Source organism: Streptomyces sp. cg36 (genome assembly GCF_041080675.1).
Classification (GTDB): Bacteria; Actinomycetota; Actinomycetes; order Streptomycetales; family Streptomycetaceae; genus Streptomyces.
In genome coordinates, this window is record NZ_CP163520.1 from 3,970,425 (window position 1) to 3,985,419 (window position 14,995).

Genomic DNA, 14,995 nt, shown 5'->3' on the forward strand with positions numbered 1-14,995 from the left:
CGGGGGCGACCCGCGCCGTGGCGCGCTCGAAACGGTCGGCCCCGGGGCCCTCAACCACTGTGCCCCGCAGACCCGTTCGGAGCCACTGGTTTTCCCCTGGTCAGCGGCCAGCAGGCCAGCCCGATGGCCAGCGAGACGCCATGGCCGACATCGGTGAACGTGCCCCCGGTCAGCAGCGGGACCCCGAAGAACGCGACCACGCACGCGAGGTAGAGCCACCGCCACGGCCGCGGCAGCCGGTAGACGAGCAGCCCCGCGGAGGCGGCGAGGCCGTAGCTGACCCCGATGTCCACCACGTGCGCCATCCGCTTGGGCACCTCGTGGTCGCGGATGCTCAGCAGCACCATCTCCTGGCTGATCAGCGTGGCCGAGACGTGCGCGACGGCCACCGCCACCATCCAGCGCAGGGTGCCGATCCAGCGCTCCACGGGCGCGTGGACCACCTCGAAGAGGACGAAGTAGAGCAGGAACGAGGACGGGTTCTCGATCCAGAAGGCGCTGGTGAACAGCGACTGGGCGGGGTGCTTGGTGAGCTCGTGGATGTTGCTGCTGTTGCGGTGCAGCAGATAGTGCTCCAGCCCCTGGCTGGACAGCTCGATGACGGTGCTGGTCACCGCGATGACCAGCAGCCAGATGTGCGTCCCCGGCGAGGAGAGCACCCAGGCCCGCACCGGGCGGGCCGGCTCGGGCGCCCGCCGGGTGCCGCCGTGAAGCGTCGTCATCCTCCGATGATGACCCGGGCGGGGCCGCAGGGCCGCCGCCCGGGTCGCACGCGGGTGACGCCTCCCCCTCGGGCGCTGCCCGGGGTCACTCCTCCCCGGCCAGCTTCAGCGTGCGCAGCTTCTGGCCCGCGTACCAGGTCGCCAGCACCGTGACCGCCGTCAGCAGCACGACCGCCGCCGGCAGGCCCACGTCCGAGGTGATGAAGCCGTTGGTGCCGATCCGCTCGGCGAGGGCCAGCGACCACTGCTGCACGCTCAGGGTGCGCGCGCCCGGGACCAGGTTGCCGAACAGGCTCTCCCAGACCAGCGCGTAGACCAGGCCGAAGACCACGGCGTGCCGGGTGACCGTGCCGAGGAGCAGGAAGACCGCCGCGTACGCGATGGAGGCGACCAGGGCGGCGACCGTGTAGGCGATCGCGATCTGCTGACCGTTGCCGTTGAGGATCATTCCGGCGACGAAGGTCGGCACGGCCGAGAAGACCATGGTCACCGCGATCGCCACGATCAGCTTGGTGAAGATGATCGTCGGCCGTTTCACCGGCTTGGCCAGCAGATAGACGATCGAGCCGTCGTCGATCTCGGGCCCGATGGCGCCGGTGCCCGCGATGACGCCGATCAGCGGCACCATCGTGGCCAGCGCGAACCCGCCGAGCAGATTGGCGGCCACCTGGTCGTCGGCGCCGCTGAAGGACCGTACCGCCGCGGCGATGACGATCAGCAGCACCGGCAGCACACAGAGGATCGCGGCCCGGCGGCGGCCGAGCAGGGCCCGGTAGGTGAGCCGGGCGACTGTGGGGTTGTACATGACGCTCACAGCTCCTTTCAGGCCGCTACGAGGTAGGAGAAGACGGATTCCAGCGACTCGTCGGACGGCGAGACCGCCAGCAGACGGATCCCGTGGGCCTTGGCGACCTGCGGGAGCAGCGTCGTGAACCGCCCGAAGTCGACCGCCTGGACGCGCAGCGCGCCCTCCTTGAGGTCGACCTCGATCCCCGCCGTCGACGGGTCGGCGATCAGCGCGGCGGCGAGCGCGCGGTCGTCGCTGGAGCGGATCAGATAGCGGTGCGGGCGGTCCGTCATCAGCCGGCGGATCTTGCGGAAGTCGCCGCTCGCCGCGTGGCGTCCGGCCACGATCACCTCGATGTGCGCGGCGAGCTGCTCGACCTCTTCGAGGATGTGGGACGAGAACAGGACCGTGCGGCCCTCGGCGCCCATCCGCCGCAGCAGCTCCATCAGCTGCATGCGCTGGCGCGGGTCCATGCCGTTGAACGGCTCGTCGAGCAGCAGCACCGACGGCTCGTGGACCAGCGCGGACGCCATCTTCACGCGCTGGCGCATGCCCTTGCTGTACGTCTGGATCTTGCGGTCCTGGGCGTACTCCATCTCGACCGTGGCGAGCGCCCGCTGGGCCTCCTTCGCCCCCAGGCCGTGCAGCTCGGCGTTGGCGACGACGAACTCGCGGCCGGTCAGGAAGTCGTACATCGCCTCGCGCTCGGGAACGATGCCGATCTGGCGGTAGACCTCCTCGTTGCGCCAGATGGGGCGCCCGTCGAGCGTCACGCTTCCCGTCGAGGGGGCGAGGAAACCACCCATCATGTTGATGAGCGTGGACTTCCCGGCGCCGTTGGGGCCGAGCAGTCCGGTCACCCCGGGGCCGATCGACATGGTGACGTCGTTGACGGCCACCACGTTGCCGAACCAGCGGGAGGTGTGGTCGATGTCGATGGTCGTCACAGCCCGACCTTCCGGTAGCGGCGCATCAGCACGGCGTACGAGCCGGCGATCAGCGCGAGGACGACGAGCAGGTACACCACGCCGACGCCCGCGCCCGGACCCGCGCGGCCCGGGAAGGCGGAGGTGGCGCCGAGGAAGGCGGTCTGCACCCCGTCGACGAGGGTGATGGGGGAGAAGAGCCCGAACCACTTGATGGCCCCGGTGGACTGCTGGTCGAAGGCCACGCCCTGGACCGCGGAGACCGCCCCGTACGTGATGGTCAGTACGGCGATGACGGCGGCGACGCCGAAGCCGCGGCGCGGGGTGAGCGCCGAGACCACCAGGCCGATGCCGGCGAACAGCAGCGAGAGCAGAGCCACCGAGACCAGTCCCTGTGCGAACCCCTTGGTCTGGTCCGCGAAGTCGAGTTTGGCGAGCAGCGCGCCCGCGTACAGGACGATCAGCGGCGCCGCGGTGATGATGAAGAGCGCCGAGGCCATCGCCGCGAACTTGGCGAGCACGTAGTCCACCCGCTCGATGGGCCGCGAGAAGTACAGCGGCACCGTGCGGAAGCGCAGGTCGCGCGAGACCGTCTGGGGGGCCTGCGCGGCGATGAAGAGTCCGATGACGGCCTGCATCAGGATCGCGTTGCGCGTGTAGTCCACCGGCAGGTCGTTGGCCTTGGTGGCGATGGCGACCGCGACCATGATGGCCGCGGGCAGGCACATCACCGTCAGGAGCAGCATCGGCAGCACCTTGGACTTGGCGCTGCGGCCCAGTCCGAACGCGCCGCGCAGCGACTGCGAGAACAGCGAGCGCCGTGCGTACGCCCGGCCCAGTCGCGCCCCGTCGTAGCCGCGGTAGCCGATGTTGTGGATCCGGGTCTGGGCCACCGGGCTCTGGGCCACCGGGCTCTGGGCCGTCGGGCGCTGGCCGATCTGGTTCTGTGTCATTCCGGTCCCTGCTGCCTCAGCTGCCATGGCTGCCGCCTCCGTTCTCCCGCGCGGCGGCGGTCGCCGCCCAGGCGGCGGCGCGCTCGGAGACCGGCTCCGCGGCCTGCGCCGGGGTCGTGAAGACCTCCGCGATGTGGTGGCGGCGCTGCTCCATCCGTACGAGGCCGAGCCCGAGCCCGGCGACGGTGTCGCGCACCACGTCGTACGTCTCCTCGCCCGCCGCCTCCACGAGCAGGATGTGACCGGCGCCCGGCAGACCCTCCTCCACGCCCGCGTGGAGCGTGATTCCGGCGGCGGCGAGCGCGTCGCGCAGGGCGCCGGTGCCGTCGGGGTGCGTGTCGGAGTCGGTGACCTCGACCGCGAGGGTCGTGGTGGTCTGGGTGAAGTCACTGGTGGAGCTGGACCGCAGCAGGGTGCCGCCGTCGATGACCACCACGTGGTCGCAGGTGCGCTCCAGCTCGCCCAAGAGGTGCGAGGTGACCAGGACCGAGATGCCGAAGTCGGTGTGGATGCGGCGGATCAGGCCGAGCATCTCGTCGCGGCCGACCGGGTCGAGGCCGTTGGTGGGCTCGTCGAGCAGGACCAGCTGGGGGTCGTGCACGAGCGCCTGGGCCAGCTTGACCCGCTGCTTCATACCGGTCGAGTAGCCGCCGATGGGGCGGTAGCGCTCCTCGTAGAGCCCGACGTGGCGCAGGGTGTCGGCGGTGCGCTCGCGGGCGGCGGTCACCGGCAGGCCCGACATGCGCGCCATGTGCACGACGAACTCGGTGGCCGAGACGTCGGGCGGCAGGCAGTCGTGCTCCGGCATGTAGCCGACGCGCTCCCGGATCGCGCCGCCGCTGGTGGCGACGTCGAGGCCGAGCACCGCGGCCCTGCCCTCCGTGGCCGGGGAGAGGCCGAGGAGGATCTTGATCAACGTCGACTTGCCGGCTCCGTTGGCACCCACCAGGCCGGTCACACCGGGCCCGATGTCCAGGGAGAGCCGGTCAAGCGCGGTCACCCGGGGGAACCGCTTGCTCAGGCTTTCGGTCGCGATCACATTCACACTTCGACGGTAGTGGCGCAGACCACACGGATCGTCAGACCAGGCGGCTGGATCCGTGTCCGACTCCAGAGGTACGCCCCCGTAGGAGAACCCCTACGCGAGGCTGAGAGAACCCCGAGACGCTCGCCCGACCGGGCCACGGAGTTGTCCACATCCTCTTCGCCGTCCACAGGGATGCGCACAGCCCTTGACGTAGCCGCCGGGCATTGTCACATTCATCAGTGTCAAGTTACGCACGCGTACGGCGACAGGGGTGTGGCGCGATGCCAACGGCGGTCAAGGCTGAACTCGACGCGCGGCTCAGCGGGTTCAGGGAAGTGCAGTCTCTCGCGTACGAGTGCGCGGAAGCCGTCGCGGCCCAGCTCAAGCCGGGTGTGACGGAGCGCGAGGCGGCCCGGATGCAGCGGGACTGGCTGCGCGGGCGCGGGGTGCGGGACTGGTTCCATCTGCCGTTCGCCTGGTTCGGCGACCGGACGGCGTTCGTGAACTTCCGCGTCCCGCTCCAGTTCTTCCCCACCAACCGGCGGCTGGAGCCGGGGATGCCGTTCATCCTCGACATGGCCCCGGTCTACAAGGGCTTCACCGCCGACATCGGCTACTCGGGCTGTCTGGGCCTGAACCCGGTCCACGACCGGCTCCTCGCCGATCTGGAGGCGCACCGCGCGCTCATCCTGCGCGAGGTCCGCGAGCGCCGCCCGCTGCGCGAGATCTACGAGGACGTGGAGCGCCTCATGGTCCGCCAGGGCTACGCGAACCGGCACCGCGCCTATCCGTTCGGCGTGATCGCCCACAAGATCGACCAGGTCAAGGAGCGCCGCTGGTCACCGAACGTGTTCGGGTTCGGCACCCAGGCGCTCAAGGGTCTGGCGAGCGACGCGCTGCACGGCCACCGGGACGGCTGGTCCCCGCTGTGGAGCCCCTACAAGTTCTCCGACCACCCGCCCCAGCCGGGGCTCTGGGCGGTCGAGCCGCACCTCGGCTTCCGGGGTACGGGCGCGAAGTTCGAGGAGATCCTGGTCGTCACCGACTCCAAGGACCCCGAGCAGAGCGCGTTCTGGCTGGACGACGACCTGCCGCATGTGCGGCGCTGGGCCGAGGAGAAGACGGCGTGAGCGTGGAGGACCGGGTGGGCGGCGGAATCGAGGGCGCGCGCGAGCGCTGGGTGCGTACGGGAGGGATCGAGCTCTGCGTCGCCGAACTCGGCGACCCGCAGCAGCCGACCGTGGTGCTGGTGCACGGCTACCCGGACAGCAAGGAGGTGTGGTCCGACGTCGCGTCCCGGCTGGCCGAGCGCTTCCACGTCGTCCTGTACGACGTCCGGGGCCACGGCCGCTCGACCGCCCCGGCCCCGCTGCGCGGCGGCTTCACCCTGGAGAAGCTGACCGACGACTTCCTGGCGGTGATCGACGCGGTGAGCCCCGGGCGGCCGGTGCACCTGGTCGGCCACGACTGGGGATCGGTGCAGTCCTGGGAGTTCGTCACCGTCAAGCGCACCGAGGGCCGCATCGCCTCCTTCACCTCGATGTCCGGCCCCTCCCTCGACCACTTCGGGCACTGGATCAAGAGCCGGATGACCCGCCCCACCCCCCGCCGGGTGGGCCAGTTGCTCGGCCAGGGCGCCAAGTCCTGGTACGTCTACATGCTCCACACCCCCGTCCTGCCCGAGCTCGCCTGGCGCGGCCCGCTCGCCAAGCGGTGGCCCGCGATCCTGGAGCGGGTCGAGAAGGTCCCGGCCGGCGACTACCCCACGGCGTCCCTGCCCCAGGACGCGGCGCACGGCGCCTGGCTCTACCGCGACAACGTGCGCGCCCGGCTGCGCCGCCCGCGCGCCGACGCGTACGCGCACGCCCCGGTCCAGCTGATCACCCCCACCGGCGACGCCTTCCTCTCCGAGCGGCTCTACGACGACCTGGAGCGCTGGGCGCCGCAGCTGGTCCGCCGCACCCTGCCGGCCAAGCACTGGATCCCCCGCACCCGCCCGGACCGGCTGGCCGACTGGATCACCGAGTTCATCACCGCCAACGAGGACGGCGTCAGCGCCAAGGACACCGTCGCCACCGGCCCGTACGCGGACCGCTTCGCCGGCCAGCTGGTCCTGGTCACCGGCGCCGCCAGCGGCATCGGCCGGGCCACCGCGTTCGCGTTCGCCGAGGCCGGGGCGCGGATCGTCGCGGTGGACCGGGACGCGGAGGGGGCGGCCCGGACCGCCGACATGTCCCGGCTCATCGGCGCCCCCGGTGCCTGGGCCGAGACGGTCGACGTCGGTGACGAGCAGGCGATGGAGAAGCTCGCCGAGAAGGTCGCCGCCGAACACGGAGTGGTCGACGTCCTGGTGAACAACGCCGGGATCGGTCTGTCCGGCTCCTTCCTCGACACCACCACCGAGGACTGGAAGAAGGTCCTCGACGTCAACCTCTGGGGCGTCATCCACGGCTGCCGCGTCTTCGGCAAGCAGATGGCCGCGCGCGGCCAGGGCGGCCACATCGTCAACACGGCCTCCGCCGCCGCCTTCCAGCCCTCCAAGGCACTGCCCGCGTACGCCACCACCAAGGCCGCCGTCCTGATGCTCAGCGAGTGCCTGCGCGCCGAGCTGGCCGGCCAGGGCATCGGCGTCAGCGCGATCTGCCCGGGCATCGTCAACACCAACATCACCTCCACCGCCCGCTTCGCCGGGGTCGACGAGGCCGAGGAGAAGCGCCGCCAGAAGAGGTCCGCCCGCCTCTACGGCCTGCGCAACTTCCCGCCGGAGAAGGTCGCTTCCGCGATCCTGCGCGCCGTGGTCAAGAACCAGGCCGTGGTCCCGGTGACCCCCGAGGCCCGGGGCGCCCTCCTGATGTCCCGCTTCACCCCCCGCACCCTGCGGGCGATAGCCCGAATGGAGCCACCGCTGTGAGCATGGAGCGCCGGGACGGCGTGGGCCCCGACCACTACCGGATCACCCCGCGCCGGGTCTCCTTCGACTGGCACGAGACCCCCCTCCACTGGATACCGGACGAGCCCACCGCCACCCATGTCATCAATGTGCTGCACCTGCTGCTCCCGGCGGGCGAGCGGTGGTTCGTGAAGGTCTTCAAGGAAGCCCTTCCCCTGGTCACCGATCCGGTGCTGCTCAAGGACGTCAAGGGCTTCATGGGCCAGGAGGCCACCCACAGCGTCCAGCACGCCCATGTCCTCGACCACCTGGCCGAGCAGCGCCTCGACACCGCCGCCTACACCCGCCACGTCGACTTCCTCTTCGACAAACTCCTCGGCGAGCGCCCCCCGTTCGGCGCCCCGGTCCCCACCCAGGAGTGGCTGCGCTTCCGGCTCTCCCTGATCGCCGCGATCGAGCAGTTCACGGCGGTCCTGGGCGACTGGGTGCTGCACGCCGAGGCGCTCGACCGGGCCGAGTGCGACCCGATCATGCTCGACCTGCTGCGCTGGCACGGCGCGGAGGAGGTCGAGCACCGCGCCGTCGCCTTCGACATGTACCAGCACTGCGGCGGGGAAGGACTGCCCCGCTACGCCCGCCGGATCGAGGGCATGGCCGTGGTCGCTCCCGTACTGCTCTGGCTCTGGGCCTGGGGTGCCTCGTATCTGATCCGCAACGACCCCCGGCTCGCGGGACGGCTGCGCTACTCGCTGCGCGAGCACAACCGGGCGGTGCGGCGCGGACTGCTGCCCAGCTGGAAGGAGCTCGGCGCGGCCATACCCCGCTACATCCGTCGGTCGTACCATCCCTCGCAGGAGGGCTCCCTGCGCAAGGCCGTCGACTATCTCGCGACCTCGCCGGCGGCCCGTGCGGCAGCGGGTGCGGTGGGCCGCGCCGCCCTGGGGTAGAGGGAGACGGTTTGTCCGGGCAGCCAGCAGCTTCACAGTCGTCGGTGACATCACTTCGCCCACCGGCCGAACCGGCGATCCGGCTGACCGCCGCACCGGCGGGCCCGGCCTCCGACCCGATGCCAGGCCCCCCTTCGGCCCGGACCCAGGCCCCGGCTTCGGGCCCCGCCCCGACTTCGGGCCCGGGAGCGGCCCAGCAGCCGGTGTCCGGTGCGGCTGGGCAGCAGCCGTTCCAGGCACAGACTTCCTCATCCCTGCCTCCTTCCGCCGAGTACCGCATCGAGGATCTCGCCCATGCGAGCGGCGCCACGGTCCGTACGATCCGGGCCTACCAGGACCGGGGGCTGCTGCCCCGGCCCGAACGCCGCGGCCGGTCCAACGTCTACGGCGACACCCATCTGGCCCGGCTGCGCCAGATCGCCGATCTGCTCGACCGCGGCTACACCCTGGCCTCCATCAAGGAGCTCCTCGAAGCCTGGGACGCGGGCCGCGGCCTGGGCGGGGTGCTCGGCCTGGTCGCCGAGGTCAGCGGCCCCTGGACCGACGAGGAGGCCGCCCGGATCTCCCGGGACGATCTCGACGCCACCTTCGGCGGCGAGCCCGACGAGGAGGCCGTGGCCGACGCCGTCGAACTGGGCATCCTGGAGCGCATCCCCGGCAATGACCGCGAGTTCCTCGTCCCCAGCCCCCAGGAGCTCGCGGTGGCCGCCGAGCTCTACGCGGCCGGTGTCCCCCTGGACGCGATCTCCGGCCATCTGCGCGAACTGCGCGGCCAGGTGGAGCACATCGCGGCCCGTTTCCTGGACTTCACCACCGAGCACGTCTTCGCCCGCTATCTGGGCCACCGTCCGCCGACCGACGCGGAGGCCGCCGAGGCAGCCGGTCTGGTGCGCCGACTGCGGCCCCTGGCCCAGCAGACGGTGGACGCCGAACTCGCCCGTGCGATGCGCCTGTTCGCCACCCGGCACCTCCAGCGCCATCTGGGCACTTCGGCAGCCGGCGCCTCGGAGGACCCCGAGCCCCGACCGGTCGCCCTTCCCGCGGACACGGTCCGGGCGGTCCAGGAGCTGGTCGGCGCCGAGCATGTCGCCGCGTTCATCTCGGCAGCCGCCGAACGGGAGGTCCAGACCCGTACGTTGGACGCCCTCTCGAGCCGTCCGTTGTCCACAGAATAGCCACAGAGCCTGTGGATAACCGCACTTGCCTGTGGATCAAACCTAACTGACCGTCATTAGCACGTGATTGCGGTCACCTTGGCGGACTGGGCGGCGCGGCGGGCGCGCTCGGGGTAGCGGGTGGTGATGAGCGCCGGGACCGCGAACCCGGCGGCCTGCACGGCCACCTCGGCCGTGCCGCCCAGCGCCTCCGCGTGGACGAGGGCGAGACCGACGGCGGTGATCGTGAAAGCGGCGGCCCAAGCGGCGGTGAGCACCACGTTGATCCGGAGGAAGACCGGGTGGTTCCACATCTCGCGCGGCGCCTGCCGCTTGGCTATCGCGGTGGTGAAGGGCCGCCGCACGGCCAGCGTCGCCCAGGCCGTCAGGGCCAGCCAGCCGGTGGCCAGCGCCCCGCCGTACTCCCGCAGGCCGCTGTCCGGCGCCGCGAAGGCCACCGCGCCCAGTATCGCGAAGAAGGCGATCGTGGACCGCTCCAGGACCTGCGATTCGGCCAAGGCCCCCCGCTTGCGGTCGCTGTGGAGGAGCCAGGCCCCGGTCGCCAGCGCGCAGAGCGCCCCCCATTGCCAGTACGACGCGCCGACGGCGGCGAAGACGATCCACGGGATGAATCCGCGCAGGTAGTTCATGGAAGTCCCCCTCGTACCGGGCTCTCGCCCGCTCCACATTCCAACTTCGACATGTCAAAAGTAGAGGTTCTTTGATTGACGTGTCAAGAGTGGAAGGTAAAGTGAGGGACATGAGCCTCCGTCACGCGGTCCTGGGCCTGCTGGCCGACAAGCCGGCCAGCGGCTACGACCTGATGAAACTCTTCGAGACCTCCCTCTCCCACGTGTGGTCGGCCACCCAGAGCCAGGTCTACGGCGAGCTGGGCAAGCTCGCCGACTCCGGCATGGTCGAGGTCGCCTCCGAGGGGCCGCGCGGCCGCAAGGAGTACGCCATCACCGAGCAGGGCCGCGGCGAACTGCACCACTGGCTCACCCAGACCGAGCCGTCCCGGGCCCGCCGGAGCGACTCGCTGCTCCGGGTCTTCTTCCTCGGCACCCTCACCCGGCTCGAGGCGCGCACATATCTGCTCACCGAGGCCGAGCGCTCGGCGCACCAGCTCGCCGGGCTGGAGCAGGCGGAAGCCTCGATCGAATGGGACGACGCCCCGCTGTCGGTCCATGGCCGACTGGCCCTGGAGTACGGCAAGCGGCTCAGCGCGATGCACGAGGAGTGGGCCCGCTGGGCCGCCGAGCAGCTCAAACCGTGATCCACCGGCCGCCGTTGCGGAAAAACGGGGTGCCCGGGCCGTCCCGGCCGGGCACTCTGGCGGCATGGCCGAACCACCGGACGACCACGGCGCCGTCGATGACCGACGCACCGTCAAGGTATCCAAATACCTGTCGAAGCATCTGCGCCACCAGCCGGAACGCATCGGGATCACCCTGGACGCGAACGGCTGGGTGGAGATCGACACCCTGCTGAGGGCGGCGGCCGAACACCGCTTCCGGATCACCCGCGCCGAGCTCGACCACGTCGTCGCGGTCAACGACAAGCGCCGCTTCGCGGTCGAGGGCGGCCGGATCCGGGCCAGCCAGGGGCACACCGTCGAGGTCGACCTGGACCTTCCGGCCGCCGAACCTCCCGCGTACCTCTACCACGGCACCGTGCCCCGCGCCCTGGACGCGATCCGGGCCGAGGGCCTGCGCCCCATGGCCCGCCACCATGTGCACCTCTCGGCCGACCGGGAGACGGCGGCCCGGGTGGGCGCCCGGCGCGGACGGCCCGTCGTTCTGAGCGTGGACGCGGCGGCGATGCGCCGCGACGGCCATGTCTTCCGGCTCAGCGCCAACGGCGTGTGGCTCACCGACTCCGTACCACCGCGCCACCTGCGGTTTCCCGGCTGATCGGACCCCGGACAGAGCGAGCCGGTCGGGCGTCCGCCCCTGCCGGGTGCCATGATCGACGGCATGGCCCAGCCGCATCTGCCCACCACCGAGAGCGTCGTCACCGCGATCCGTGAGATCGCCCGCGCGCACGACCTCGTCGTCGAGGTGACCGACGACATCGGCGCCGACCGCTCCTCGCGACGCGGTTCGGCCGACGCGTTCGCGGTGCTGGATCCGGACGGCTCGCTGCCGCACGAGGCGTTCGTCGAGCTGGGTGGTTCGCCCGCCGTGACCGTCCAGGTCTTCGCGGAGGACGACGCGAAGGTGACCGTGGACGGCGTGGAGTTCAACGATCTGCCGCGCGACTCGGTTCCCGCGTTCCTGCGCTCGGTCTACGGCGGACTGGCGTATGTGAAGGGGCGTTTCTTCCCGCCCGGCTGGTGGCTGGTCGTGCCGCTGCCCGGCGACGAGACGTACAAGGAACTCGTGCTCGGCGGCATGCTCTCGCCCTGGCTGAGCGGGCGCGTGCGCGCGAAGGGCTGAGCCGCCCCCCGCGCGCGGCGGCGTCAGCGCAGCTGCGCCAGGCCCTCCGTGGCGATGCGCTCGAACACCTTCGGGTCGGCGGCGAAGTCCGAGTCGGGGATCGGCGCGTGCAGCACGATCTCCGTGATGCCGAGCTCGAAGTGGCGGCCCGCGAAGTCCACGAAGGAGTCCACCGACTCCAGCACCCGTCCGGGCTCCGGGGTGAAGCCGGTGAGGAGGATCTTGTCGAGCTCGTCCGCGTCGCGGCCGAGGTCGTCGCACGCCTCGCCCAGCTTCTTGAGCTGGCCGCGGATCGCCTCGACCGACTGGTCGGGCGTGCCCGACTCGAAGAGCTTCGGGTCGCCCGTCGTGACCCATGCCTGGCCGTGCCGCGCCGCGAGCTTCAGCCCGCGCGGGCCGGTCGCCGCCACCGCGAACGGCACCCGGGGACGCTGCACGCAGCCCGGGAGGTTACGCGCCTCGTTGGCCGAGTAGAAGGCGCCCTCGCTGGTCACCGACGGTTCGGTGAGCAGCCGGTCGAGCAGGCCGACGAACTCGGCGAAGCGATCGGCCCGCTCGCGCGGCGTCCATGCCTCCTGGCCCAGCGCGGTGGCGTCGAAGCCGTTGCCGCCCGCGCCGATGCCCAGGGTGATCCGGCCGTCCGACACGTCGTCGAGCGTGATCAGGTCCTTGGCGAGGGTCACCGGATGCCGGAAGTTCGGCGACGTGACCAGGGTGCCGAGCCGCATCCGCGAGGTGGCGGCGGCAGCGGCGGTCAGCGTCGGCACCGCGCCGAACCACGGCCCGTCCCGGAAGCTCCGCCAGGACAGGTGGTCGTAGGTGTACGCGGTGTGGAAGCCCAGTTCCTCGGCGCGCAGCCACTCGTCGCGACCGCCGTCGTGCCAGCGGCGTACCGGAAGAATCACAGTGCTCAGACGCATGCCTACGACACTAACGGCTCGCTGTGACACTCATGCCTCGGTGCCCTTGAGACCGATCCCCCCCCATGCGCCCCCTGCGCCCCGTACGCACTGGCGTGCGCACTCAAATGTGCGCTCCCCTGCACGACCGTGCGCCCACGTACGGGAGAATGGAATCGTGACCTCAGCCAACGATTCCCCCTTCACCGAGCGCCCCGCGTCCGCCGCCCCCCGGCTCATCGCCACCGACCTGGACGGCACGCTGCTGCGCGACGACAAGTCCGTCTCGGAGCGGACGGTCGCGGCACTCGCCGCCGCCGAGAAGGCGGGCATCGAGGTCTTCTTCGTCACTGGCCGCCCAGCCCGCTGGATGGACGTCGTCAGCGACCACGTGCACGGTCACGGCCTGGCCATCTGCGGCAACGGCGCGGCCGTCGTCGATCTGCACGGCGGCCCCGGCGAGCACCGGTTCGTCAAGGTCCGTCCGCTGGAGCGCGCCGCCGCCCGGGAGGTCGTGGACATCCTGCGCGACGCCGCACCGGGCACCTCCTTCGCCATCGAGCGGACCGGCGGAATACACCACGAACTCGCCTATCCACCGATGTTCATGGACGCCGCCACCAGCATCGCGCCCGCCGAGAAGCTGCTGGCCGACACCTCGGACAGCGCCACCGAGCCCATCCTGAAGGTGCTCGCCCACCACCCCGACCTGCCGCCCGACGACTTCCTCGCCCTGGCGCGCACGGCCGTGGGAGCGCGCGCCGAGATCACCCGCTCCAGCCCGACCGCCCTGCTGGAGATCAGTGGTCCCGGCGTCTCCAAGGCGTCCACGCTGGAGGAGTGCTGCGCCGAGCGCGGCATCGCACCCGCCGAGGTCGTCGCCTTCGGGGACATGCCCAATGACATCGAGATGCTGACCTGGGCCGGTCACTCGTACGCCATGGGCAACGCCCATCCGGACGTACTGGCCGCCGCCTCCGGCCACACGGTCGCCAACAACGAGGACGGCGTGGCGGTCGTCATCGAGCGCATCCTCGACTCCCGCTGAGCCGGTGAGCCGCTGAGCCGGAGGTGCCTTCGTCAGGGCGCGTCCGGCTCCGGCTCGGCGGCCGTGCTGTGGAGCGCCACCCCGTGCTCGCCCAGCCATCGCACCGGGTCCACCGCCGAGCCCAGGTCGGGCGTGAGCCTGATCTCGAAGTGGAGGTGCGGGCCGGTGGAGTTGCCGGTGGTGCCCGTCTGGCCGATCAACTGGCCCGTGCCGACGCGTTCCCCCTGGTCGACCGCGACGGCGGCCAGATGCGCGTACTGCGAGTAGTAGCCGCCGGGATGGCCGATCACGATCTCGATGCCGAAGCCGCCGCCGCACGAGACCGAGACGACCCGGCCCGCGCCGACCGCCCGGACCGGCGTGCCGATGTCCACGGCGAAGTCCTGGCCGGTGTGGAGCTGCGCCCAGCGCTCGCCCGCGCTGTCGAAGCCCGCCGACAGGCGGTACGTCTCCACCGGCGTGGTCCACGCTCCGGCGGGGCGCGATCCCGGCGGCTCCTCCAGCCGGACCGCGCCCCGGCACTGCCCGGCGGCGACACTGCGGTCCGCCTCGCCCTGGAGCTCCCAGCGCGCCTCCTCCAGGCGAGCCGCGACGGACCGCTTGACGGCCTCCAGCCGGTCCCGGCGGTCCGAGAGGTCGCGCCAGGCGGCCCGGGCCCGGCTCTCCGCCGCCACCAGCCGCACCTCGGCCCGGCGGGCCTTCCCGTACAGCCGGGTCACCGCCATGTCCGCCTGCCAGGCCAGCCGCTGACCTCGCATCAGCTCCTCGGGGTCGCGGGCCAGCAGCAGTTGCGCGGTGTACGCGATGTTCCCGCCGGTCCGGTACTGGGCGCGGGCCACCCGCCCCATGTCGTCGTGGAGCCGGGCCAGATCGTGCCGCCCGTCGACGAGCAGCCGCTCCAGCCGCTCGGCCTTCTCCCGCTGCGCCTGGGCCGCGTAGCTGCCCTGCTCGTACGCGGTGGTCGCCCTGGCCGCGGCCAGGTACAGCCGGGCCACCGCGGCGCTCGTGGAGGGCACATCGGGGCCGTCGGCGCCCCGGGCGGCCGTGGAGGGCGCCGCGAGGGCCCACAGGGCGCACAGGACCGACGCGAGGGCCCTGTACCTGTGTCCTAGGCGCATGCCGGGATCGTCGCGCGGCCGGGACATGTTTCACGTGAAACACACCTCTCGCCCCCGGTCCGCTCCCCCCAAGTGGCGTACCGGGA

At 71.7% G+C, this 14,995-nt stretch carries 16 protein-coding genes; 8 read left to right on the forward strand and 8 right to left on the reverse strand.

The window, feature by feature from the left end; genetic code table 11:
• Positions 1–50: 50 nt before the first annotated feature.
• From AB5J87_RS17710 to AB5J87_RS17730, 5 genes are all read right to left on the reverse strand, one after another.
• The gene (locus AB5J87_RS17710; protein ID WP_369377720.1) at positions 51–722 is read right to left on the reverse strand and encodes a rhomboid-like protein; all 672 of its coding nucleotides are present in this window, start codon (positions 720–722) and stop codon (positions 51–53) included.
• An 85-nt stretch (positions 723–807) separates the two neighbouring features.
• Positions 808–1,527, reverse strand: coding sequence for an ABC transporter permease (locus tag AB5J87_RS17715; protein WP_369377722.1), 720 nt, complete (start codon positions 1,525–1,527; stop codon positions 808–810).
• 17 nt (positions 1,528–1,544) lie between these two features.
• Entirely contained in the window at positions 1,545–2,456 is a 912-nt protein-coding gene (locus tag AB5J87_RS17720; protein ID WP_369377723.1) for an ABC transporter ATP-binding protein, read from the reverse strand.
• Entirely contained in the window at positions 2,453–3,388 is a 936-nt protein-coding gene (locus AB5J87_RS17725; protein ID WP_369377724.1) for an ABC transporter permease, read from the reverse strand. The genes AB5J87_RS17720 and AB5J87_RS17725 overlap by 4 nt, the downstream gene beginning before the upstream one ends.
• A 16-nt stretch (positions 3,389–3,404) precedes the next feature.
• A complete protein-coding gene (locus AB5J87_RS17730) occupies positions 3,405–4,427 on the reverse strand; it encodes an ABC transporter ATP-binding protein (RefSeq protein ID WP_369383569.1) in 1,023 nt (340 codons plus the stop codon).
• 269 nt (positions 4,428–4,696) lie between these two features.
• On the opposite strand from AB5J87_RS17730, the gene AB5J87_RS17735 reads away from it, so the two are divergent.
• The 4 genes from AB5J87_RS17735 (at position 4,697) to AB5J87_RS17750 (ending at position 9,427) form a co-directional block, all read left to right on the forward strand.
• Positions 4,697–5,545, forward strand: a complete 849-nt coding sequence (locus tag AB5J87_RS17735) for a M24 family metallopeptidase (RefSeq protein ID WP_369377725.1) — start codon at positions 4,697–4,699, stop codon at positions 5,543–5,545.
• On the forward strand, positions 5,542–7,326 hold the full coding sequence (locus AB5J87_RS17740) for an SDR family oxidoreductase (RefSeq protein ID WP_369377726.1): 1,785 nt from the start codon (positions 5,542–5,544) through the stop codon (positions 7,324–7,326). Before AB5J87_RS17735 ends, AB5J87_RS17740 begins: the two co-directional genes overlap by 4 nt.
• Before the next feature lie 2 nt (positions 7,327–7,328).
• On the forward strand, positions 7,329–8,252 hold the full coding sequence (locus AB5J87_RS17745; RefSeq protein WP_369383570.1) for a metal-dependent hydrolase: 924 nt from the start codon (positions 7,329–7,331) through the stop codon (positions 8,250–8,252).
• 254 nt (positions 8,253–8,506) lie between these two features.
• The gene (locus AB5J87_RS17750; protein ID WP_369383571.1) at positions 8,507–9,427 is read left to right on the forward strand and encodes a MerR family transcriptional regulator; all 921 of its coding nucleotides are present in this window, start codon (positions 8,507–8,509) and stop codon (positions 9,425–9,427) included.
• Between the two features lie 56 nt (positions 9,428–9,483).
• Here AB5J87_RS17750 and AB5J87_RS17755 read toward each other — a convergent pair whose 3' ends face one another.
• Entirely contained in the window at positions 9,484–10,056 is a 573-nt protein-coding gene (locus tag AB5J87_RS17755; RefSeq protein WP_369377727.1) for a hypothetical protein, read from the reverse strand.
• A gap of 110 nt (positions 10,057–10,166) precedes the next feature.
• On the opposite strand from AB5J87_RS17755, the gene AB5J87_RS17760 reads away from it, so the two are divergent.
• The 3 genes from AB5J87_RS17760 (at position 10,167) to AB5J87_RS17770 (ending at position 11,844) form a co-directional block, all read left to right on the forward strand.
• On the forward strand, positions 10,167–10,682 hold the full coding sequence (locus AB5J87_RS17760; RefSeq protein ID WP_369377728.1) for a PadR family transcriptional regulator: 516 nt from the start codon (positions 10,167–10,169) through the stop codon (positions 10,680–10,682).
• Between the two features lie 64 nt (positions 10,683–10,746).
• The gene (locus AB5J87_RS17765; RefSeq protein ID WP_369377729.1) at positions 10,747–11,319 is read left to right on the forward strand and encodes an RNA 2'-phosphotransferase; all 573 of its coding nucleotides are present in this window, start codon (positions 10,747–10,749) and stop codon (positions 11,317–11,319) included.
• Between the two features lie 63 nt (positions 11,320–11,382).
• Positions 11,383–11,844 (forward strand): hypothetical protein, encoded by a 462-nt coding sequence (locus AB5J87_RS17770; protein WP_369377730.1) that lies wholly within the window; start codon positions 11,383–11,385, stop codon positions 11,842–11,844.
• Between the two features lie 23 nt (positions 11,845–11,867).
• Here the strand turns inward: AB5J87_RS17770 and AB5J87_RS17775 are convergent, their stop codons facing one another.
• Complete coding sequence (locus AB5J87_RS17775; RefSeq protein WP_369377732.1) at positions 11,868–12,764, reverse strand: LLM class flavin-dependent oxidoreductase; 897 nt, start codon at positions 12,762–12,764, stop codon at positions 11,868–11,870.
• A gap of 157 nt (positions 12,765–12,921) precedes the next feature.
• Between AB5J87_RS17775 and AB5J87_RS17780 the strand changes: the two genes are divergently transcribed.
• Positions 12,922–13,791, forward strand: coding sequence for a Cof-type HAD-IIB family hydrolase (locus AB5J87_RS17780; protein WP_369377733.1), 870 nt, complete (start codon positions 12,922–12,924; stop codon positions 13,789–13,791).
• A gap of 32 nt (positions 13,792–13,823) precedes the next feature.
• Here the strand turns inward: AB5J87_RS17780 and AB5J87_RS17785 are convergent, their stop codons facing one another.
• Positions 13,824–14,909, reverse strand: a complete 1,086-nt coding sequence (locus AB5J87_RS17785) for a peptidoglycan DD-metalloendopeptidase family protein (protein WP_369377734.1) — start codon at positions 14,907–14,909, stop codon at positions 13,824–13,826.
• Positions 14,910–14,995 lie beyond the last annotated feature (86 nt).